Annotated in this window: 13 protein-coding genes, 2 tRNA genes and 3 rRNA genes; 6 read left to right on the forward strand and 12 right to left on the reverse strand. The window is 41.1% G+C overall.

All coding sequences use genetic code 11. The annotated features are described in order from the left end of the window. The first annotated feature begins 447 nt into the window (after positions 1-447). From LW139_RS05100 to rrf, 5 genes are all read left to right on the forward strand, one after another. Positions 448-1990: ribosomal RNA gene (locus LW139_RS05100) — 16S ribosomal RNA — on the forward strand. 71 nt (positions 1991-2061) lie between these two features. Beyond that, positions 2062-2138: transfer RNA gene (locus LW139_RS05105), tRNA-Ile, on the forward strand. A gap of 157 nt (positions 2139-2295) precedes the next feature. Beyond that, a tRNA-Ala gene (locus LW139_RS05110) sits at positions 2296-2371 on the forward strand. 339 nt (positions 2372-2710) lie between these two features. After that, a 23S ribosomal RNA gene (locus tag LW139_RS05115) occupies positions 2711-5887 on the forward strand. Between the two features lie 119 nt (positions 5888-6006). After that, positions 6007-6122: ribosomal RNA gene (rrf, locus tag LW139_RS05120) — 5S ribosomal RNA — on the forward strand. The 16S, 23S and 5S rRNA genes sit together here with 2 tRNA genes alongside, the layout of an rRNA operon. A 75-nt stretch (positions 6123-6197) precedes the next feature. Here the strand turns inward: rrf and LW139_RS05125 are convergent. The 4 genes from LW139_RS05125 to LW139_RS05140 all read right to left on the reverse strand — a co-directional run bounded on the left by LW139_RS05125 (position 6198) and on the right by LW139_RS05140 (position 11609). Then, entirely contained in the window at positions 6198-6545 is a 348-nt protein-coding gene (locus LW139_RS05125; RefSeq protein WP_166540925.1) for a YfiM family lipoprotein, read from the reverse strand. Positions 6546-6672: 127 nt separating this feature from the next. Continuing rightward, complete coding sequence (gene pssA / locus LW139_RS05130) at positions 6673-8031, reverse strand: CDP-diacylglycerol--serine O-phosphatidyltransferase (RefSeq protein WP_166540962.1); 1359 nt, start codon at positions 8029-8031, stop codon at positions 6673-6675. A 205-nt stretch (positions 8032-8236) separates the two neighbouring features. Further along, positions 8237-10879, reverse strand: coding sequence for a bifunctional acetate--CoA ligase family protein/GNAT family N-acetyltransferase (locus tag LW139_RS05135; RefSeq protein WP_166540926.1), 2643 nt, complete (start codon positions 10877-10879; stop codon positions 8237-8239). A 46-nt stretch (positions 10880-10925) separates the two neighbouring features. Then, positions 10926-11609, reverse strand: a complete 684-nt coding sequence (locus LW139_RS05140) for a tRNA-uridine aminocarboxypropyltransferase (RefSeq protein WP_247850714.1) — start codon at positions 11607-11609, stop codon at positions 10926-10928. A 231-nt stretch (positions 11610-11840) separates the two neighbouring features. Here LW139_RS05140 and LW139_RS05145 point away from each other — a divergent pair, with 231 nt between their 5' ends. After that, complete coding sequence (locus tag LW139_RS05145) at positions 11841-13004, forward strand: tRNA/rRNA methyltransferase (protein WP_166540928.1); 1164 nt, start codon at positions 11841-11843, stop codon at positions 13002-13004. A 93-nt stretch (positions 13005-13097) separates the two neighbouring features. On the opposite strand, the gene emrB is transcribed toward LW139_RS05145, so the two are convergent. The 8 genes from emrB to LW139_RS05185 form a co-directional block, all read right to left on the reverse strand. Next, positions 13098-14615: a multidrug efflux MFS transporter permease subunit EmrB gene (gene emrB / locus LW139_RS05150; protein WP_109409486.1), complete on the reverse strand. Its 1518-nt coding sequence runs from the start codon at positions 14613-14615 to the stop codon at positions 13098-13100. 15 nt (positions 14616-14630) lie between these two features. Continuing rightward, positions 14631-15809: a multidrug efflux MFS transporter periplasmic adaptor subunit EmrA gene (emrA, locus tag LW139_RS05155; RefSeq protein WP_166540929.1), complete on the reverse strand. Its 1179-nt coding sequence runs from the start codon at positions 15807-15809 to the stop codon at positions 14631-14633. A gap of 192 nt (positions 15810-16001) precedes the next feature. After that, the gene (gene mprA / locus LW139_RS05160; RefSeq protein WP_109409488.1) at positions 16002-16529 is read right to left on the reverse strand and encodes a transcriptional repressor MprA; all 528 of its coding nucleotides are present in this window, start codon (positions 16527-16529) and stop codon (positions 16002-16004) included. A gap of 491 nt (positions 16530-17020) precedes the next feature. Beyond that, entirely contained in the window at positions 17021-18229 is a 1209-nt protein-coding gene (locus LW139_RS05165) for an MFS transporter (protein ID WP_109409490.1), read from the reverse strand. A 167-nt stretch (positions 18230-18396) separates the two neighbouring features. Then, on the reverse strand, positions 18397-18804 hold the full coding sequence (locus LW139_RS05170; RefSeq protein ID WP_109409491.1) for a hypothetical protein: 408 nt from the start codon (positions 18802-18804) through the stop codon (positions 18397-18399). A 10-nt stretch (positions 18805-18814) separates the two neighbouring features. Then, entirely contained in the window at positions 18815-20146 is a 1332-nt protein-coding gene (locus tag LW139_RS05175) for a phosphatase PAP2/dual specificity phosphatase family protein (protein ID WP_247850715.1), read from the reverse strand. Between the two features lie 115 nt (positions 20147-20261). Beyond that, a complete protein-coding gene (locus LW139_RS05180; RefSeq protein ID WP_247850716.1) occupies positions 20262-22031 on the reverse strand; it encodes a bifunctional alpha/beta hydrolase/class I SAM-dependent methyltransferase in 1770 nt (589 codons plus the stop codon). After that, positions 22028-22663: a CDP-alcohol phosphatidyltransferase family protein gene (locus tag LW139_RS05185; RefSeq protein ID WP_166540934.1), complete on the reverse strand. Its 636-nt coding sequence runs from the start codon at positions 22661-22663 to the stop codon at positions 22028-22030. The genes LW139_RS05180 and LW139_RS05185 overlap by 4 nt, the downstream gene beginning before the upstream one ends. Positions 22664-22669 lie beyond the last annotated feature (6 nt).

Consider the following 22669-nt stretch of genomic DNA (forward strand, 5'->3'; position numbering starts at 1 on the left):
TTTTTTATATTTGAAACTTTTTTACACAATGATTGTCTACTATTTACACCAAGAAGACCAATTTGATTATTAAGTACGCTGTCGGAAAGTTTTTTTAAAATAATGCTTGTCACATTCAGAAAACTCCCTATAATGCGCATCCACTGACCGACGATGAGCTGACAACAGCCACGAAGGACAGCGAAGAGAAAAGAAAAAAGTTTGAAAAAACTCTTGACTCTTCAGAGGAATAACGTAATATACGCCTCCTCGCAACAACGCAGAAGACCGGAAACGGCAGCAAATGTTGCACTGCTCTTTAACAAATTATCAGACAATCTGTGTGGGCACTCGCAGAGACGATATCTTCTAAAATATTAGATGTATCAAGTCTTGAAGAGTGAACAACAAAAGTAAATTCATTTATGAATAGCTAAGTTTTCGATTTCTTTGAGCATCAAACACTTTTAATTGAAGAGTTTGATCATGGCTCAGATTGAACGCTGGCGGCAGGCCTAACACATGCAAGTCGAGCGGTAACAGGAGAAAGCTTGCTTTCTTGCTGACGAGCGGCGGACGGGTGAGTAATGTATGGGGATCTGCCCGATAGAGGGGGATAACTACTGGAAACGGTGGCTAATACCGCATGACGTCTACGGACCAAAGCAGGGGCTCTTCGGACCTTGCGCTATCGGATGAACCCATATGGGATTAGCTAGTAGGTGAGGTAATGGCTCACCTAGGCGACGATCTCTAGCTGGTCTGAGAGGATGATCAGCCACACTGGGACTGAGACACGGCCCAGACTCCTACGGGAGGCAGCAGTGGGGAATATTGCACAATGGGCGCAAGCCTGATGCAGCCATGCCGCGTGTATGAAGAAGGCCTTAGGGTTGTAAAGTACTTTCAGCGGGGAGGAAGGTGATAAAGTTAATACCTTTATCAATTGACGTTACCCGCAGAAGAAGCACCGGCTAACTCCGTGCCAGCAGCCGCGGTAATACGGAGGGTGCAAGCGTTAATCGGAATTACTGGGCGTAAAGCGCACGCAGGCGGTCAATTAAGTCAGATGTGAAAGCCCCGAGCTTAACTTGGGAATTGCATCTGAAACTGGTTGGCTAGAGTCTTGTAGAGGGGGGTAGAATTCCATGTGTAGCGGTGAAATGCGTAGAGATGTGGAGGAATACCGGTGGCGAAGGCGGCCCCCTGGACAAAGACTGACGCTCAGGTGCGAAAGCGTGGGGAGCAAACAGGATTAGATACCCTGGTAGTCCACGCTGTAAACGATGTCGATTTAGAGGTTGTGGTCTTGAACCGTGGCTTCTGGAGCTAACGCGTTAAATCGACCGCCTGGGGAGTACGGCCGCAAGGTTAAAACTCAAATGAATTGACGGGGGCCCGCACAAGCGGTGGAGCATGTGGTTTAATTCGATGCAACGCGAAGAACCTTACCTACTCTTGACATCCAGAGAATCCTTTAGAGATAGAGGAGTGCCTTCGGGAACTCTGAGACAGGTGCTGCATGGCTGTCGTCAGCTCGTGTTGTGAAATGTTGGGTTAAGTCCCGCAACGAGCGCAACCCTTATCCTTTGTTGCCAGCGCGTGATGGCGGGAACTCAAAGGAGACTGCCGGTGATAAACCGGAGGAAGGTGGGGATGACGTCAAGTCATCATGGCCCTTACGAGTAGGGCTACACACGTGCTACAATGGCAGATACAAAGAGAAGCGACCTCGCGAGAGCAAGCGGAACTCATAAAGTCTGTCGTAGTCCGGATTGGAGTCTGCAACTCGACTCCATGAAGTCGGAATCGCTAGTAATCGTAGATCAGAATGCTACGGTGAATACGTTCCCGGGCCTTGTACACACCGCCCGTCACACCATGGGAGTGGGTTGCAAAAGAAGTAGGTAGCTTAACCTTCGGGAGGGCGCTTACCACTTTGTGATTCATGACTGGGGTGAAGTCGTAACAAGGTAACCGTAGGGGAACCTGCGGTTGGATCACCTCCTTACCTAAGAGATACGTGTTATGTGTAGTGCTCACACAGATTGTCTGATGAAGAACGAGCAGAAATACCGGTATAGGCTTGTAGCTCAGGTGGTTAGAGCGCACCCCTGATAAGGGTGAGGTCGGTGGTTCAAGTCCACTCAGGCCTACCAAATCGTATTGATACTGCGTTGTGAATTCACTCGTTTACTTAATGTAAACTTCGTGACTCCACGCCTTGTCTCACTGCGATTGGCTCAATTCTTACTTAAGGGAAATTCCTGATAAGAAAGAAACCTGAGAAACGACACGGTATTAAGAATGCATTATGGGGCTATAGCTCAGCTGGGAGAGCGCCTGCCTTGCACGCAGGAGGTCAGCGGTTCGATCCCGCTTAGCTCCACCATAATCTCTTGAATATAAAAACAATAATTCAGAGTATATTAGCAATAGTATACTGCGAATTATTTTGCTCTTTAACAATCTGGAACAAGCTGAAAAATTGAAAACAAATCAATATATCACCGAGGTATATTGATGAGTCTCTCAAAATCTCAAACTTTGAATGTGTTTTTCGACATCGAAGTGGGATGAGCGAGCAATTTACAGTTCGAGGCGGCCAGCGCACAGCCAGCGCAACATACATGAGTATGTGAGCATGGCGAGCACTGCCCAACGACGAAATGTAATCTGCACAGCCATCACCACCCAGACGTCTTCAAGAAGAAACACCTTCGGGTTGTGAGGTTAAGCGAATAAGCGTACACGGTGGATGCCTAGGCAATCAGAGGCGATGAAGGACGTGCTAATCTGCGATAAGCGTCGGTAAGGTGATATGAACCGTTATAACCGACGATTTCCGAATGGGGAAACCCAATATCCAATGGATATTATCATGACGTGAATACATAGCGTCATGAAGCGAACCGGGAGAACTGAAACATCTCAGTACCCCGAGGAAAAGAAATCAACCGAGATTCCCCTAGTAGCGGCGAGCGAACGGGGAACAGCCCAGAGTCTTAATCAATAGCAGCATCAGGAGAACGGTCTGGAAAGTCCGGCAGTAAAGGGTGATAGCCCCGTATCTGAAGATGCTGTTATTGTGAACTCGACGAGTAGGGCGGGACACGTGTTATCCTGTCTGAATATGGGGGGACCATCCTCCAAGGCTAAATACTCCTGATTGACCGATAGTGAACCAGTACCGTGAGGGAAAGGCGAAAAGAACCCCGGCGAGGGGAGTGAAAAAGAACCTGAAACCGTGTACGTACAAGCAGTAGGAGCCCCATCACTCAAGTGCCTTGCACTGAGTGATTGGACAAACCACTCGAAAACAGCGAAGCGTTTACCTACAAAATGGGTTGATTATTTCAAGCCGTCGCGCAGTGTACATAGAAGTACACGAGCAACGGAAGTTAAAAAATCGAGCCAGTTTGACAGTAAAAGCAAGCGGGACATTTGAGGATGGGGTGACTGCGTACCTTTTGTATAATGGGTCAGCGACTTATATTCTGTAGCAAGGTTAACCGTATAGGGGAGCCGTAGGGAAACCGAGTCTTAACTGGGCGAATGAGTTGCAGGGTATAGACCCGAAACCCGGTGATCTATCCATGGGCAGGTTGAAGGTTGGGTAACACTAACTGGAGGACCGAACCGACTAATGTTGAAAAATTAGCGGATGACTTGTGGATGGGGGTGAAAGGCCAATCAAACCGGGAGATAGCTGGTTCTCCCCGAAAGCTATTTAGGTAGCGCCTCGTGAACTCATCTTCGGGGGTAGAGCACTGTTTCGACTAGGGGGTCATCCCGACTTACCAACTCGATGCAAACTGCGAATACCGAAGAATGTTATCACGGGAGACACACGGCGGGTGCTAACGTCCGTCGTGAAGAGGGAAACAACCCAGACCGCCAGCTAAGGTCCCAAAGTCATGGTTAAGTGGGAAACGAAGTGGGAAGGCTCAGACAGCCAGGATGTTGGCTTAGAAGCAGCCATCATTTAAAGAAAGCGTAATAGCTCACTGGTCGAGTCGGCCCGCGCGGAAGATGTAACGGGGCTAAACCATGCACCGAAGCTGCGGCAGCGAACGTATCACTTAAATTTGTTTGAGTGAGAAACGATTGACGGAACGAAGAGACGTCAATGCGTCCATTAAAGTCGAGGCGAAAGCCAGATAAGCGAATTTAAGGATACGTTCGTTGGGTAGGGGAGCGTTCTGTAAGCCTGCGAAGGTGTACTGTGAGGTATGCTGGAGGTATCAGAAGTGCGAATGCTGACATAAGTAACGATAATGCGGGTGAAAAACCCGCACGCCGGAAGACCAAGGGTTCCTGTCCAACGTTAATCGGGGCAGGGTGAGTCGACCCCTAAGGCGAGGCTGAAAAGCGTAGTCGATGGGAAACGGGTTAATATTCCCGTACTGGTGGTAACTGCGATGGGGGAACGGAGAAGGCTAGGTTGTCCGGGCGACGGTCGTCCCGGTTCAAGCATGTAGGCAGAGTGATTAGGCAAATCCGGTCACTTAATGCTGAGGTGTGATGACGAACCACTAAGGTGGTGAAGCAATTGATGCCCTGCTTCCAGGAAAAGCCTCTAAGCTTCAGGTTACCAACAATCGTACCCCAAACCGACACAGGTGGTCAGGTAGAGAATACTCAGGCGCTTGAGAGAACTCGGGTGAAGGAACTAGGCAAAATGGTGCCGTAACTTCGGGAGAAGGCACGCTGGCGGTAAGTGAAGTCCCTTGCGGACGGAGCCGAAGCCAGTCGAAGATACCAGCTGGCTGCAACTGTTTATTAAAAACACAGCACTGTGCAAACACGAAAGTGGACGTATACGGTGTGACGCCTGCCCGGTGCTGGAAGGTTAATTGATGGGGTTATCCTTAGGGAGAAGCTCTTGATCGAAGCCCCAGTAAACGGCGGCCGTAACTATAACGGTCCTAAGGTAGCGAAATTCCTTGTCGGGTAAGTTCCGACCTGCACGAATGGCGTAATGATGGCCAGGCTGTCTCCACCCGAGACTCAGTGAAATTGAACTCGCTGTGAAGATGCAGTGTACCCGCGGCAAGACGGAAAGACCCCGTGAACCTTTACTATAGCTTGACACTGAACATTGAGCCTTGATGTGTAGGATAGGTGGGAGACTATGAAATGTGGACGCCAGTCTGCATGGAGTCAACCTTGAAATACCACCCTTTAACGTTTGATGTTCTAACCTAGGTCCATAATCTGGATCGGGGACCGTGTCTGGTGGGTAGTTTGACTGGGGCGGTCTCCTCCTAAAGAGTAACGGAGGAGCACGAAGGTTGGCTAAGCATGGTCGGACATCATGCGGTTAGTGCAAAGGCATAAGCCAGCTTGACTGTGAGAGTGACGGCTCGAGCAGGTACGAAAGTAGGTCTTAGTGATCCGGTGGTTCTGAATGGAAGGGCCATCGCTCAACGGATAAAAGGTACTCCGGGGATAACAGGCTGATACCGCCCAAGAGTTCATATCGACGGCGGTGTTTGGCACCTCGATGTCGGCTCATCACATCCTGGGGCTGAAGTAGGTCCCAAGGGTATGGCTGTTCGCCATTTAAAGTGGTACGCGAGCTGGGTTTAGAACGTCGTGAGACAGTTCGGTCCCTATCTGCCGTGGGCGTTGGAAGATTGAGAGGGGTTGCTCCTAGTACGAGAGGACCGGAGTGAACGCACCACTGGTGTTCGGGTTGTCATGCCAATGGCATTGCCCGGTAGCTAAGTGCGGAAGAGATAACCGCTGAAAGCATCTAAGCGGGAAACTTGCCTCGAGATGAGTCTTCCCTGTCACCTTGAGTGACCTAAAGGAACGTTTAAGACTAAGACGTTGATAGGCTGGGTGTGTAAGCGTAGCGATACGTTGAGCTAACCAGTACTAATGAACCGTGAGGCTTAACCTGACAACACCGAAGGTGTTTTGTCTGAGAGACGAAAAGTAGATGAAGTAAGCTTGTTTAAGATTGAATATTGCTGGTTATTGCGTAGAGATACAAAATAACGGGTGATTAAACAGAATTTGCTTGGCGGCCATAGCGCAGCGGTCCCACCTGATCCCATGCCGAACTCAGAAGTGAAACGTTGTAGCGCCGATGGTAGTGTGGGGTCTCCCCATGTGAGAGTAGGGAACTGCCAGGCATTAAATAAGACGAAAAAGCCAACCCATTGGGTTGGCTTTTTTGCGTTTGGAGCTTAGATACTCTGAATAAAAAACTATTTTAATTGCTGATAAAGTAATGAACCTGCCGCTGCCCCTGCAACATCGTAAGCAAAATCATGCCAACTCCAGCCAGTGCCTTCTGGACGACTATCATAAAGCTCTTTTACAGCCCCTAAACTAATCGAAAACGAGAGCCCAATTAATAATCCCTCTCTATGGCCATAATGTTGATGATCTGCATAAGCATTCGCACCCGCTGATGCCACCATAGAAAACAAGAAATGTTGAGCTTTATCTTTTCCTCGCCAATTATCATTGGCAAAATGAAATGACTGGCAACCTGTTAAAGTCATTATTGAAAATAAAATTATCACAGAACCATATTTGAGCTTTAGTTTCATAAAAATAAAAGCCTTCTCACAGAGAATTTATGATCATAAATAAGATATGTAGAGTATAAAAGATGATTGTTAATACAAAAAAGCCTTACTGATATTAAGTAAGGCTTCGAAGCAGGAAGTGCTAGCGTTAAAGTATACGGCTAATTAATCTATCAACACGAATACGTCGTAATCGCTTGATTAATTTTTTCACTTTAAGTGGGTAAAGCTTAATACTTTCTAGCTCTTGGTAATGTTTTACAATACGTGTTTTTTGGCGAATACAGGCTAGCTCTTTATGCCGTTGCTCATGCAATTCATGTTTAGGATCATGAATTAATATCGCATTTTCTAAATCTAATCCCCATGCTCGTGGGTTAAGATTATTACCTGTAATTAATTGCCAATTATCATCAACCCACATACCTTTTAAGTGATAGGTATTATCACTGTCTTTCCAGAGCCTTAGTGTTAATTGGTCATTATCAATAAACCGTTGGAAACGCTGGGTAAATTTACGCAGATTGATTTCATAGAGATAAGGCAGGGCACCAATAATTTTAAACGGCTCTTCAGGTGGAATATAAAAATCATTTGCTGTTTTATCACCAATAATAATTTCGACTTGTTTGCCATTTCTTAATAAATGGCTGATTTGACGAACAAGGATCGCTGGTAAATTAAAATAAGGAGTGCAAATAACTAATTTTTCTTCTGTAGAAGCCATTAGGTGAGAAATGGTCTTATTTAAGATATTTTTCTTACCTAAACCTACTAAAGGCGTTACTGCTAATTCATGATTAGAAGCATTGGCTTTAATATCATAGCCATCACGTGTGCGTAAATTAAAACGAAATTGACGTATGCAATTTTTTATTTCAGCACAACGAACTCTATCTTTAATATCAAGACGTTGAATAGCTTCAGATTGCAGAAGATCATTCACAATAAACTGTTTCATTGTGGTCGCTAATTCACTATTTTGAATAATATGATATCGGTCATAGCGATATTTATCTAGCTTATGCAAATACACATTATTAATGCTTGCACCACTATAAATAACCGTATCATCAAAGATAAAGCCTTTAAGGTGTAATACACCTAGTGCTTCACGAGTATTAACAGGGATCCCATAGATAGGGAGCTCTATATCAGGATGTTGCTGTGCAACATGATAATACCAATCTGCATTTGTCGCATCAGCAGAGACACCAATTCGCCCACGTTGAGCACGGTGCCAGTCAACAATAACGGTAATGGATAATTCAGGACGTTGTTGTTTTGCGGTGTAAAGTGCATCAAGGATCTCTTCACCAGCCTCATCGTGCTCTAAATAAAGAGCTGTAATAAAGATCTCTTTTTTGGCTTGAGCAATATATTTCAATAAGGTGCTGCGAAACGCGGACGTCTGATAAAGCGTTTCAACATCAGCAACTGACTGAGCTAATTTAGGCAGTTGTGCAAGGTGTTGTTGATGCTTAGCAAGTTTTAGTTTAGACAACATCACAGTGCTTAGTTCTCTTGTTTATGATGGCAGATGGAGCCATCGTCCATGTAGATTTTCTTTAACCGATCTTCTGATCATAACATTAGTTATATGGGATGTACGCATAAAATCATCATATATAGCTAATTTATCAAAGGATGCGTGAATAATCACATAACAAAACTTTCACTTATGATTATCGCACTTACAGCTCTTTTGAGGATCAAAGAAGCAAGTCAAGATTCACTATTCCTTCATCAAACTGTACTTCAACCGAAAAACCTAATTTTTTCGCTAAACTTATCATGTTGCGATTTTCAGGCATGGTTATTGCGGTTAAACGTTTAATGCCATGTACTCTAGTATAGTTGATAAGTTTAGTCATAAGTTGATGACCTAGAGTATTTCCTTTTAAATCAGATCGTACAAGGATAGCAAATTCAGCATGTTGATTATCCGGATCTGCCATTGCACGGGCTACACCAATGATTTCAGGTTGATCATCTGGATTTCGAATGGCGACAAATGCCATTTCTCGATCATAATCAATTTGAGTCATATTCGCGAGATCGTCATGAGTAAATTCACTTATTTCACTAAAATAACGATAGTAAAGATCTTCTTTTGTCACTTGGTTAATAAACGTTTTTAGTAGAGGTTCGTCCTCAGGTAAAATAGGACGAATAAAACAAGGATTGCTATCTCTTAGATAAAATGTTTCTTCTAATTCATTAGGATAAGGGCGGATAGAAAGTCTTTGGTGGGGATCACCTTGCAGTGGTGCTAACTCCATTGCAACATCTAATAGTGTAAAATCATTGCCAGAAGCCAGTAATGGGTGAATATCTAGCCTAACTATTTGTGGGCAATCTAAAAGTAGATGAGAAACCTGTACCAAAAAATGACTTAAGCTTAAGATATTTAGAGGCTGTAAAGCACTTCTTGGCTGTATTTTTCCACTTTTAATGGCGTTAATTACCAAATAACGGGCAAGTGCCATGTTCAGAGGCGGTAATGCAACGGCGGCCTTAGTTTCAATTTGCCACTCAACTCCCCCTTCACCCAATAGAATTAATGGGCCAAAAATAGGATCTTGCTCAATTGCCACTCGCAGCTCTTGAGAGCCTGCTCGATTTGCCATACTTTGCACTAATAAACCCTGAATTTGAGCCTGAGGGTAGAGTTCTGTTACTCGTTCAATAATGGCATGAGCCGCTGATGAAACTTCAGTGCTGTCACGTAGGTAAAGCATGACACCTTGAACTTCAGATTTATGAGGAATATCCGGAGAACGTAATTTTAGTGCAACGGGATAGCCAATTTTTTCCGCTATACTTACCGCTTCTTGTGCATTATGAGCAATCCAAGTAGGAAGTGTATTGAAACCATAAGCTTCCATAATTGGCTGAACTTGGTGTGTATCTAATCGATATTGCTTATTCTGTAATGCCTCTTCAATACAACGGTGCGCTTGTTGCGTATTCATTTTGACATCTAAAGGCAATGCAGGTGTTTCTTTTAATTGTTTTTGGTTCCGACGATATTCCACCATATGCATAAATGCAGTAACAGCACCTTCAGGGGTGCGATAAGTAGGAATACCCGCTTCACTAAATAATTTTCGTGATTGTTGAGATGAATATTCTCCGCCCCAGTTAGTAAAAACAGTAAGCCATTTACGTCTAGGGTGTTTATTGATGGCTTCTATGACGCGTTGTGCTGTTTCAATACTAGGTGCAATAGCACTTGGGGTATGAATAAGTAATAAAGCGTCATGATCATGACTATCTAATAAGCAATTGAGCGTTGCAACATAGCGATCAACGGTTGTATCATCACCCAAGTTTAATGGATTACGGATGGTGTTTTTTTCTTGAATAACACTTTGTAGTTTTTGCGTTGTTTCATCTGTCAGTTTCGCCAGCTTGCCTGAATGCAAGAATAGCTCATCTATTGCCATGGCCGCAGGTGCAGAGCCATTGCTCATAATCATCAATCTTTCGCCTTTTAGGGGCGTCATATAGCTAAGAGTTTCTACGGCAGAAAACATTTCATGGGTATCTTGTACGCGTAATAACCCTGCGCGTTGAAATGCGGCATCATAAGCGATGTCATAACTTGGCGTATCACCCAATAACAGCTGCGCTTTTTGGGTACGACCACTTTTTATGACCAAAATAGGTTTGTTGCGTGAAGCACTTCGAGAGGCAGACATAAAACGGCGAGCATCTTTAATATGCTCTAAATGCAATAAAATAGCGCTAGTTTTGCTGTCTCTTGCTAGAAAATCCAGTAAGTCATCGACTTGTATATCTTGGTTATCTCCTAAGGCAATAAAGTAAGAAAACCCAATATTGCGATAATAAGCCCAATCTAAAATAGTATTGGCGACAGCCGCCGATTGTGAAATAAAAGCAAGTTTTCCTTTTTTAACAGGGAGAGGTGAAAAACTGGCATTTAGTCCCTGCCAAGGTGCTAAAAGACCCAAACTATTAGGGCCTAGCAAACGGATATGATATTGCTGGCAGAGCAACTTTATTGGTTGAAACTGTTCAGGCTGTGCTGAAAGGACAATAACAGCCTTACAACCTGATCCACCTAATTGCTTTAGTAATTCAAGGTTACGGTGATGATGGGTACAGATAATTGCTAGATCAGGAACTTGGGGTAATTTATCAATAGACGGATAAGTAAAAACCCCTGAGACAGAGCCACGAGAGGGATTAATTGGAAACACAGGTCCGTTAAATCCACCACTGAGTAGATTTTTCATCATAGTGGTTCCTGCACGACCTAATTTTTCAGAGGCACCAATTACCGCAATAGATTTAGGACGCAATAGTGCTTCAAGACCTCGTTGGCTCATATCCACTCCAGAGTTTGCTTATCAACTTTTATTCAATGTAGCTGATTTACTCTTCTTTTGCCTGACGGCGGTCTGGTTTTCCGATTAAATATTGTTGACGAAAGTAACTAAAATGGGAAAAGAGTTGTTGTGATGCACTTATATCACCCACATTTTCTAAAATAGACGCAGCTACTTCAGCAGTACAATGTTGATCTTCTCTTGCGGCTTGGCGAAGTACGTAATCACATTTACTGGCTTCATTAAGTGAAAAGATAGGTAATGAATCGAGGTAAGGGCTTTTACGAAACATTTTACGCGCTTCACTCCATGTACCATCTAAAAGGATAAACAGAGGGGGTTTGCTATTAACTGGGAGCTGGTTGTATACAACACGTCCACTCGAAGCATAGCTTTCAGGGAAAACAACATAAGCTTGCTTATCTGGTGTATTGATTAGGTCAAGCAAGGCCTGTTCAGGAGTAGTACGGGACCATAAAAATGCCTGCGTGTCTGATAATACATCGGCAATTAATTTCCCTGTATTACTTGGTTTCATTACTTCAGTATCATACATCAATAAACAAAATTGGCTTTTTGCAGGTTGGCTGACAATTGTGTCACAAAGGCACTGCTTTTCAGGTAATAAGCAGAAGCTACAGCGTTTTATCCGAAATCCTCTGGCTTTAAAAGGACGGGTTGAAACTGAAAGTCGATATTGACGAAGTCGAGAGACTGCATTGTCATGCATAGCAAATAAACCAACACTAATAAAAAAGAAACGGATTTTATCATGTTAAAAACAAACAAACTATTCAGCACTTTTTTTTCATAAAAATCATATTGATATATTGCTTATATCTATGCTGAATTTAATTATCAATTGATCCTGATTAGTTTATCGATTCCTATGCGTGATTCTCTCGGTGACAGTTGCTAAACTATCATGTAATCTGCGCCCCTATTGCAGTTGGAGAGACAAATGAACGATTCTTATGAAGGTAAAAACGGCAAAGTAAAAGTGATGTATGTCCGTAGTGAGGACAATGCCGATAATAAACCTAAAAAACCATCCCGTCGTCCTGAAAATGGTCGTGGTGATAGCCGTGACAACAGACGCGGTGATAACCGTGACGACAAAAATCGTGATAACAGACGCGGTGATAGCCGTGATGATAAAAATCGCGATAACAGACGTGGTGATAACAAATTTTCTCGTCATGATGACCGCGGTGCAGGTAAGCCTTCAGGGCGTGGCGCATCACGTAATGAATCAAAACCTTCTCGCGATAGCGAAGGCGGAAGTTTTTCTCCATGGAAAACTGTTTCTCGCCCTGCTGGTGAAGAGGCAATAAAAGAGCACGATGGCATTACGGGTAAGAGTCAAATCGATCCTGAACAACTTCGTCGTCAGCGCTTAGAAGAAACACGTATTTATGGTGAAAATGCCTGTCAGGCAATGTTTAAAAACCGTCCTGATGCGATTGTTCGTGCTTGGTTTTTACAAGACGTTACGCCACGTTTTCGTGACGCATTAAAATGGATGGCTGCAAATCGTAAAGCCTATCACGTTGTTGAAGAAGAAGAGATGGTCAAAGCCGCCCGCACCGATCACCATGGTGGGGTATGCTTCTTAATTAAAAAGCGTGTTGGTCATGATGCAGAAACTTATCTGAAAGATGCTCCTGAGAGTGATTGTGTATTAGCTCTGGAAGATGTAGGTAATCCACATAACGTAGGTGCAATTATGCGTAGTTGTGCGCATTTTGGCGTAAAAGGGGTTATCTCTCCTGATTCTGCTGTATTAGAATCTGGTGCGGCTGTTCGTACCGCAGAAGGTGGTGCTGAATATATCCAAGGTATTGATGCTGATAACTTTGCTCAAACTTTAGATAAATTTAAAAAAGCGGGTTATACGCTAGTGGCAACATCAAGCCATAAAGGCAGTGTGCCATTATCAAAAGCACAATTACCTGCAAAAATGGTACTTATCTTAGGTCAAGAGAAAGATGGCTTAAGTGAAAGCACTTTAAATCAAGGTGATATGAGCATTTACATCGGCGGAACAGGGCACGTAGAGAGCTTAAACGTTTCTGTTGCTTCAGGTGTATTATTAGCTGAATGGTGGCGTCAGCACCAAGGCTAATTGCTTTATAGTTTTAAAGAAAGAATGATAAAAAACCGCTTAGTCATTGTGATTTAAGCGGTTTTTTTATGTATAAGATCTATGTGAATTGCGTTATTTTCCTGGAGAGAATGGCGGTTTAGCAAACCAAACCACAATCATCATGATAAGGAAAATACCTGCTGCTAACCAGAAAATCTCATTGGCTGAAATAATTAATCCTTGTTCTGTAATGGTTTTCGCTAAATAGGCAGATGCCTGTTCATTTGAAAGACCAAGATCATTCATTTGTTGGAATGCCATTTGTGAATCAGGATCAAGTGGATTAATTTTTTCTACAAAGGTTTCATGGTGAAGTGATTCTCTTTGTGTCCAAATTGTCGTCGTTAACGATGCACCAATTGCCCCAGCCAATGTTCTTAAGAAATTCGAAAGACTTGACGCTGATGCCATTTTTTCTGGGGGTAATCCAGATAATGTCATTGTCGTTAATGGCATAAAGAAACACGCAACCGCTAAACCTTGCCAAAATTGGGGCCATGCCACAGTGGCAAAATCCATTCCTGGTTCGAAGGTATAAGCTCGCCAATAAAAACACACAGAAAACATAATAAAGCTGAAGCTGATGATATAGCGTAAATCCACTTTACCACCAAACTTACCTATAATCGGTGTGATAATTAAAGGCAATAAACCTACCGATGCTGATGCTAATCCCGCCCATGTTGCTGTATAGCCAAAGACTTCTTGTAAAAGCAGTGGCAGTAAAACGATGGTACCGAAATAGATCATATAGGCGAGGCTAAGTGTGACACACCCAATGGTAAAGTTTCGACTTTTAAAGAGTGAAAGATCTATCACTGGATGATCGTCTGTAAGCTCCCAGACAATTAAGAAGCTAAGGGCAACAACTGCCACGATGGTGAGTACAATGATTTCTGTTGAGTTAAACCAATCAAGTTCTTTACCCTGATCGAGCATGATTTGTAAAGCACCTATACCAACAACAAGTAAAACAAGACCAATGGTATCAATTGGTTTAATTTCGGTTTTTGTTTCTCGCCCAGCTAAGGTGTTTGATATACACATAATAATCAACACACCAAATGGAACGTTAATAAAGAATATCCATCCCCAATGATAGTTATCACTAATATAGCCCCCTAAAATGGGGCCTAAAATTGGCGCGACAACAATGGTTACTGACCAGAGTGCAAGTGCCATATTTCGCTTAGCTGGTGGATAGTTATTCAATAATAAACTTTGTGATAAAGGAATTAGTGGTCCAGCGACCAACCCTTGAAGCACACGAAAGAAAATCAGCATTTCAAGGCTTTGTGAAATACCGCAAAGCCAAGACGTTAATGCAAAAAGTGCCGTTGACCACATAAAGAGTCGAACTTCACCAATGCGTTTTGCCAACCAACCTGTAATTGGAATAGAAATAGCATTTGCTACACCAAAAGAGGTAATAACCCAAGTACCTTGTGAATTAGAGGCACCTAAGTTTCCTGCAATTGTTGGAATAGCGACGTTAGCGATTGTAGAATCGAGAACTTGCATAAAGGTAGCCAACGCAAGGGCGATGGTCATTAAGGCAAGTCTTCCTCCTTGTAATGGCTCTTTAATCACCTTTACACCTCGCCTTTATTGTCCCGCATTCTGTTCAATAATTTCATTGATCAGTTTATTAATCGCTGACATATCAATAGTTAATGCATCAGTATGATAAGCAGGTACTTGGCGTTCACTGTGTGATAATACTTTTCCATCGAGGTTAATCGTATCAACGGTAACTTCTGAAGAAAGGCCAATACGCAGTGGCTTTTCTGCTAATTCTTTTTCATCTAATGAAATACGAACAGGTAATCGCTGAACAACTTTTATCCAGTTACCACTAGCATTTTGAGCAGGTAATAATGAGAAAGCACTTCCAGTTCCCATATCTAAACCTAATACAGTGCCATGATAAATTACTTTTTTACCATAAAAGTCAGTTGTAATTTTTGCTGGTTGGCCGATACGCATATTAGCGAGCTGAGTTTCTTTAAAATTGGCATCAATCCACATACCTGTTACGGGAACAATAGCCATTAAAGGTTTGCCTGGTGCGACTTGTGCACCTACTTGAACGCTACGGCGTGAAACGTAGCCATCTGTTGGACTTAAAATTTTAGTACGCTCTAAGGCAAGCCATGCATTACGAACATCGGTTGATGCTTGTAGAACGGAAGGTTGTTGTGCAATTGGTGTATTTAAGATAATCGCTTGATTAGCATTGTATTGCTCTTTAGCAACTTCTAAAGCCGCCCTTGCAGTGGAAACAGCTTCTCTGGCGTGTTGAAGTTCTTCTTTACCAATCACATTGCGTTCGCCTAAAACTTCACGGCGACGAAGGTCATTTTGTAATTTAGTTAGTTCTGTTTCGCGTAAAACGATGTTTGCTTTTAATTGGCGACCATTAATGATTTGTTGATGCATTTGACGAACACTATTCGCTAATGCTGTTTTTGCTTTTTCTAAAGCCAGTTTTTCATCACTTGAATCTAATAAAACTAAAGGGTCACCCGCTTTTACAAAATCGGTGTTATCAACATAAACGGTGGTAACAGAACCAGAAATCTGCGGCATAATCATGATTTGATTGCCTGTGACATAAGCATTATCAGTTGTTTCATGATGTCTTAACACCATAAACCAATAAGCGGTGTAAGCCACCCCAGCTAAAATAAATAGAATAGTCAGCAGCAGTAGAACATTTCGGCGAGTTCGTTTTTTATTGCGAATGGGAGCCTGAGGGGGGGTATTTTCCTCATTAACACTCATTTAGAAGATCTCCATAAAACCAGAAAAACATCATTAGATATGTTTCCAGTATTGAAACTGGAAACATAATTATAAAGTCAATCTTAGAATAATTATTAGCGTGAAGGTAAATTATAAATGCTAATGGGTAAGTATGTTTGCCGATTTATGGCGTAAATAGGATTAGATCAATAAAACTATTTATTATATGGCTTATTCACACTCTTTTTCAGCCAAAGTATCCAGTTGTAATAACAACTTACGCATTAGCGTTTCAAGCTGTTTTTGTTCCTGTTGATCTAACACTGACCAGATTTGTTTTAAACATTGATGCTGTGGAGGTAATAAGCTATTTAAAAATTCTTCACCGGCATCCGTTAAGTGGAGATGCAAACAACGGCGGTCATTATGGCTTTCACGACGCTCAATCCAACCTTGTTTTTCAAGTTCATCAGCAATGCGTGTTGCATTTGTTCTTGAAGAGCCCAGCGCAGCACTTAGCTCTGAAGGTTGAATACTACGATTTTCTGTCGTATCTAAAATCATTAGTGCCATAAATAACGTCTCGTTAATACCCTGAGACTTCAACATATTATTACGACTTTCAAGAAGTTTGCTTTGAACATGCATAGAAAGGCGAGTTAACAAAATTTCTTGATAAGGAATATCTTTGTTAAGCGATTTCTGTTGTGTAGCGCGAGTGTTTAGTAATTCTTCTGTTGGCGTAAATGAGCTTTCCATTTTTAGACACCTTGTTAGTTTCGAAAATTAGGATAATGCTGTTATCAACATGTTAAATGGTATATTAAACACACAATTTAGCAATTTTTATTATTTATAGTCACTATGTTTTTTTGATTATGTTACCTGATTCATAAATTTTATGAATGATAACACAAAAAAAGGATAGGTACTTATCTCTTTGCAATAAGTTAATAAAATCAATTTATCACTTATCTGACAATGAATAGTAGTCTATTTGCGAAAAAATGGATCGTTTTTTACGATAAAACACGTAATAAATTTATTTTAATCACCAATGCTTACCATGTGGATAATACCGAATTGAAATTATTTATACAGTGCTTTATTGATAAGATTGATATAATTTTCTTAATAAAGAATGGGATGATGATATACATCAATAGTAATCACGCTGTTAAAACATTCACATTTTATTCTGATTAGAGTGGGATTATAGGAATAATATAGCCCATCCTTGGGTCTGAAAATTATTCAGCATGGATTATTGGATCATTTTTATAACCTAATAACCAAACAATAAGACCGATAATGCCAATGACCAGTCCAGCAATAGAAACCCCCATCCACCCATATTGATGATAGGCATAACCTGATAATAAAGAGCCTAATGCCCCACCAATAAAATAGCTTGTCATATAAGCTGCGGTTAGGCGATTTCTAGCATCAGGTAAAATACGATAAATGGTGCTTTGATTTGTGACATGTACACCCTGAACAGCTAAGTCTAGCAGGACAACACCAATAATAAAGCTGATGAGTCCAACCCAGTGATAATAAGGTGCAATGATAATAAAACCCCAAGACAAAAGGAGGATAATTAATCCGATAGTGGTGGTTTTCTTGCCTTTCCCTTTATCGACTAATACGCCTGCTTTTCCTGCCATCAATGCGCCCGCAGCGCCCACAAGACCAAACAATCCAATAACTGCATCAGAGTAGTTAAATGGATCTGCCGCCAGCAAAAAGGCCATTGATGTCCACAATAAGCCAAAGTGGGCAAAAATCAGCGCGCCAATTACTGAGCGAGTTCGAAGTACCGGGGTTGTAACAAATAATTTGAAGATAGAACCTAATAACTGAAAGTAATTTAAGTTTGTTTGACTTCTATAAGTGGGTAAACAACGCCATAACGTAATAGCTAAGATTGTTAGAAAAACACTCGCAACCCAGAATATACCTTGCCAATTTGTAAATGACGCCATCAGCCCAGATACTGTTCTAGCCAGTAAAATACCCAACAAAAGGCCACTCATAATTGTGCCAACGGCTTTTCCTCGTTGGTGTGGTGCGGCGAGAGTGGCTGCAAAAGGAACTAGAATTTGAGCGACAACAGAGAACATACCAGAGAGTGCGGTACCTATTAACATCACCCAAATATTCGTTGCCATCGCAGTAATTAATAGCCCACTAGCAGAAATTAATGTCATGGTAATAATGAGTGAACGGCGTTCAAAAATATCGCCCAAAGGCACTAATAGCATCAGTCCTACGGCATAGCTGAGTTGTGCCGTGGTGACAATAAATCCGGCTAAAGTCGCTGATATATGAAAATAATTTGCGATAGAATCAAGTAGAGGTTGTGCGTAGTAGTTACTGGCGACAACCATGCCTGTAGCAACGGCCATTAGCAGAATAAGACCTTTGCTAAGTGATGTTTGTGGTGCGGTGTTTTCCATAATACTCATAAAAAATCATTTGTAAGGTAAATGATAGTAACATGAGTCATTTTTTTGAGAAAAGAATTACTGTGATAGAAATGTTCAATTAATTTGATATAAATCTTTATATTTAATTGTTATAACATATTGTTTTATATGCTAAATAAGGTTATTAACTGAGCCTTTTAATAACTAAAAAGCGTAAAAAAGAGCATCGTCAAACACCATATCCATTGAACTGAAACGCCAATTATTGCAAAAGAAAATAGACGTTTAGTCCCTAGCCAGCGAGCTTCCATTGTCTGTTTTTGGGGGCGTTTAGGAAATAATATAGAGAGACTTTCATCAAAGCTAATATCATCTTGATAACGATAAAGAGCCCGAAAAAAATGACTATCAAGCCATAAACGAAAAAGAAAATATTGGGTAAATAAAAATAAAAAAGAAGCAACAAAAAAAGTCAGTTGATGATGAAAGTGTAGACTAAATACAGGCCATGTACTCAAATAAGGAAAAAGCGATAAAAACAGTAAATAGCGCCAACTTTGTGTTAAAGATACAATCACTTTACCGCTAGTTTTAGTTGTTAACATGGTTGTCTCGTTATTTAATGTGCTGAAAATGTGAATACCAAATTTGTAGTGCCTCTCGTGTTTCTGGATTTAAAATCACTTGAGGACGAACTTGAGAGACTTTTTTTATCGCATCTTCTAACGTTGCTACTGTGCCATTGTAAACCAACCAAGCAACGACAATGGTTGCACTACGCGAATAGCCTAGTTTGCAATGAATATAAACAATACCCGTTTGATTGAGTTGCTCCATTGATAACATTGCTCTGTTAATATCATCTGGAGATAAAGGTAATAAATCGATTTGAGGCTGTGCTAAATAAAGCTTATTTTGACTAAACTTATTTCTTGGCCACTCACAAGTTAAATCAAATACCGCATTGGCGTTGAGATCATAAAGAGGGCGCCCACCTAATAAAATGCCTTCAGTGACTAAACTCGGTGTTTGGCATTGTTTTAAATAATAACGATAAGTACACCATGCAAAGAAGCGATAAGGTAATAGGATTATCTGTGCAGAAAGTGGAATTTCACCTTGTGTATTTTTTTGAAAAATAGAAGCACCAGCGCCTAAATAGCCCAAAGTCACAAAAGTTAATGTGATTGCTGGCCATAGAAAGATCCAAAAGAATCCTTGTAAGCCAAAAGATAACAGATAAAACACCATTGCTGATAACGCATAGTTTTTACCAATACGTAAACTGCGTTTACTGCCAGTAAAATGCCATTTCCAACGAGAGTTTATTGGTAATAAATAACAAATAAACACGCCGACACCAAAACCCGTAATAATATCGATAAAGTGATGTTGCCACGTTGTCAGTACAGAAACAGCAATAAGCAATGACCATAAATTTAAAAACCATTGCCATGATTTTGGAGTATGTGCGCGAAAACGTAACCAAATAATCCACAATAAAATAATGTGTAAAGAAGGGGCTTGGTTATAAGGTAAATCGAAACCTTCTAATTGGGTAAATAACCAACCAGAAAATCCCTCTGTTGTTGGGCGAATAAAGCTAAATTTTAAAGGAAATAATAAAAAACCAGCACAAGCAATAAGAGAGGCAACAATTAAACGTAGTCCATGTATAAATTGTTCTCTTAACGTTGTACAAATAATCAGTGAAATACCATAGGCAATATTCACACTCCAATAAGGAATGATTGTCCACGGTAAAAAGGGAATAGCGTTTTCCCACGAATAAACAAAAGAAGGAACATCAGATAAAGTAGAAGTATAAGCATTGACTTGCATATAAGTTAAATAGAAAAAAGGGGCTAGAAATAACAGCCATACAATCCCAGCAAGCCAGATACTTTTTCTTGATGATGTTATTTGAGAGTGTTGAGTTCCCTCCATACTAAATTTCCTTTTTTTGTTTATCGTTTTTTCTATTTTTGCAGTTTGCTTAAAATTATCGCTATATGTTGATGTTGCCATATAGCGATAATTAATTTAGCCATAGTGTATTTTATTAGCGACGTTTTGCTATCGATACACTAAAAATACCCCAGTGATCAATTTGTTGATCGAGCTTTTCAAAACCAGCTTCATCTACTAGTGCATCCATTTCACCTTGACTGCGACAACGCATGATCCACGGTTGACCATCTTGGTGGCTGGGTAATACACGGGCAATCATTTCAAGCTGAGGGTGCCAAGGTTGGCAGGTATAAATTAATAAACCGCCACTTGGAATGGCTTGCGATAGTCCTTTTAAAGACTCTCTTAGCAAATGATTTTCAGGGAATAATTCATAGAGTCCGCTGACAATACCTAAAGTTGGTGATGGTGAAACGGTACTCAAACTTTCTGCATCAAAGGCGTTACCTTCTTCAAAACGCACTTTGTCTTCTAAGTGACGTTCTTTAATGGCAATTCGGCCTTGTTCAACATTAATCGGGCTATAGTCACGCATTAAAATTGAATCGACCTTACCATAGTCATTAACCGCATCAAAAAGGTAGCGGCCTTGCCCAGCAGCAATATCCATAATATGTACTGGCATATTATTTTGTGTTAATTGGCGAATAGCGTATCGGATAGTATTTTCAATATTGATTTTACGTTGGCGAATACCTTGCCAACCAATACTGTTCAAATATTGTTTATCAACGATACGGCCAAATAAGCCTTTTCCTTGTGGCTGATTGCGATAGACATAATCAAGTGTCGATCCAGAATCAAAACCTTTATCGTAACCTAGTGCCACACCTTCAGATGCTTTACCTAACGTGCTCATCGAACGACTAAGCACTTTGTAATAGAGTCTTTTGGGGCAAAATTGAGGAAGTGGTGTCTGTAATGAACGATAAACATCAGCACTATGGCTCCATATATCTTCATTTTGGTAATCATGTTGATAAAGCGGTTGTGCAAACAAGGTTTCAATAAAGTGACGCATTTTATTGATGGGGATTGCCCTGTCTTTCTCGCCCAAAGTGTCGTGGTAAAAACCGGGTAAAACATGTTTTTCTTTAATTGAGGTATTTAAACGCTCATAGAAAAGATGCTGAGGTTTTGCGTGAACAACATGATCATTACCCGAAATAAATAATTGTGTTGGTAAGGTAATCGCATTTGCGTCTTCAACCACGCGATCGGCCGTTTTATAAAGTTCTAATAAAATATTAACGGCAATAGGGCGAGTGATTAGCGAGTCTTGATTAAAAGAGTCTATACGACTTTGATCATGGGTTAAATATTTAGCTTTTACATAGGAATTAACATAAAAAAGTCCACGAATTTTTTGCATCAAGGCAAGGCCAGTGCGTGCAAAAGGAACATATAATTTTACTTTAAATGCAGGGGACGCTAATACCATACCGCGAATTTTTGGTGAGTAATCATGTACCCAACCTGAGACTAAAACAGCGCCTACACTTTGGCCAACAACAAGAATATTCTCCATCGGAATATTATAGTTAGATGCAACATAATGGACGAACTCATCGATATCTTTTATTGACGTTCCCATTGATGGGCTATAACCACGAGCACCTTCATTTTTACCATGCCCACGAGCATCCCAAGCAAACATTGAGAAATCAGGAAGATCTAACTCATCAACTAGATGAGAAACTCTGCCTGAGTGTTCGTGCCCCCGATGAAATAAAATAATTGCTTTTGGCTCAGTGGTAATTTGAGCTGGCCAATGGCGATAATACAACGGTGTTTTATCGCTGGTGGTAAATTCAGACTCAATCATATTCCTTTGAGTTTGATATTGTGGTTGTTGATTCATAACGATGTATCCTTATCTTTATCTGTCATCGTTGCTTCTTTTAGTGCGCGATGAATTCGGTGATAACAAGTCAACAAAAGTAATAAATTAATAATAATAAAAAGATAATGCGTGTTTTCTGATGATGTCAGCGAGGGGAATAATCCGATAAAAAAGGCAATAGTGCCGAAAATAAAGGCTCTATCACTTTTTCCCATCGGGCCATCATAACGACGAGTGGCATTAATTGTTTGGGCAAGAACCCCTAAGAACTCAGTCATTATCATTAAAAAAAGTGCCAGCATGATCCACCAGTAGGCTTGTGGAAAAATAAAGGCAAAAGGGAGATAAAGTGCAATGTCTGAAATAACATCACTGGCTTCATTTAATATCGCCCCAAGTGCACTTTTTTGATTATGTTCTCGTGCAAGCATGCCATCGATGGCATTAAGTGCCATACGGAAAAAAAGGACAACAGGGAGTAATAAAAATAAACGAGGATAAGGATAAAGCAAAAGCAATCCACCAACGACAATGGATAATAGTAAGGCAGAAAGCGTGACCTGATTTGCAGTGATCTCTTTTGCGAATAACCATTCTACATAAGGGCGTAATAGAGCTTGGAATTTGGGTTTTAGGTCATAAATTGTCATGACGCA

Source organism: Proteus vulgaris (assembly GCF_023100685.1).
In the GTDB taxonomy this organism is placed as follows: Bacteria; Pseudomonadota; Gammaproteobacteria; order Enterobacterales; family Enterobacteriaceae; genus Proteus.

Coding starts and splice junctions, on each gene's coding strand:
- LW139_RS05140 (WP_247850714.1), bottom strand. CDS start 11,609: ATGCATGACAATGCAGTCTCTCGACTTCGTCAATATCGACTTTCAGTT.
- LW139_RS05185 (WP_166540934.1), bottom strand. CDS start 22,663: ATGACAATTTATGACCTAAAACCCAAATTCCAAGCTCTATTACGCCCT.
- LW139_RS05175 (WP_247850715.1), bottom strand. CDS start 20,146: ATGGAGGGAACTCAACACTCTCAAATAACATCATCAAGAAAAAGTATC.
- LW139_RS05180 (WP_247850716.1), bottom strand. CDS start 22,031: ATGAATCAACAACCACAATATCAAACTCAAAGGAATATGATTGAGTCT.
- LW139_RS05125 (WP_166540925.1), bottom strand. CDS start 6,545: ATGAAACTAAAGCTCAAATATGGTTCTGTGATAATTTTATTTTCAATA.
- LW139_RS05145 (WP_166540928.1), top strand. CDS start 11,841: ATGAACGATTCTTATGAAGGTAAAAACGGCAAAGTAAAAGTGATGTAT.
- LW139_RS05165 (WP_109409490.1), bottom strand. CDS start 18,229: ATGGAAAACACCGCACCACAAACATCACTTAGCAAAGGTCTTATTCTG.
- pssA (WP_166540962.1), bottom strand. CDS start 8,031: ATGTTGTCTAAACTAAAACTTGCTAAGCATCAACAACACCTTGCACAA.
- LW139_RS05135 (WP_166540926.1), bottom strand. CDS start 10,879: ATGAGCCAACGAGGTCTTGAAGCACTATTGCGTCCTAAATCTATTGCG.
- LW139_RS05170 (WP_109409491.1), bottom strand. CDS start 18,804: ATGTTAACAACTAAAACTAGCGGTAAAGTGATTGTATCTTTAACACAA.
- mprA (WP_109409488.1), bottom strand. CDS start 16,529: ATGGAAAGCTCATTTACGCCAACAGAAGAATTACTAAACACTCGCGCT.
- emrA (WP_166540929.1), bottom strand. CDS start 15,809: ATGAGTGTTAATGAGGAAAATACCCCCCCTCAGGCTCCCATTCGCAAT.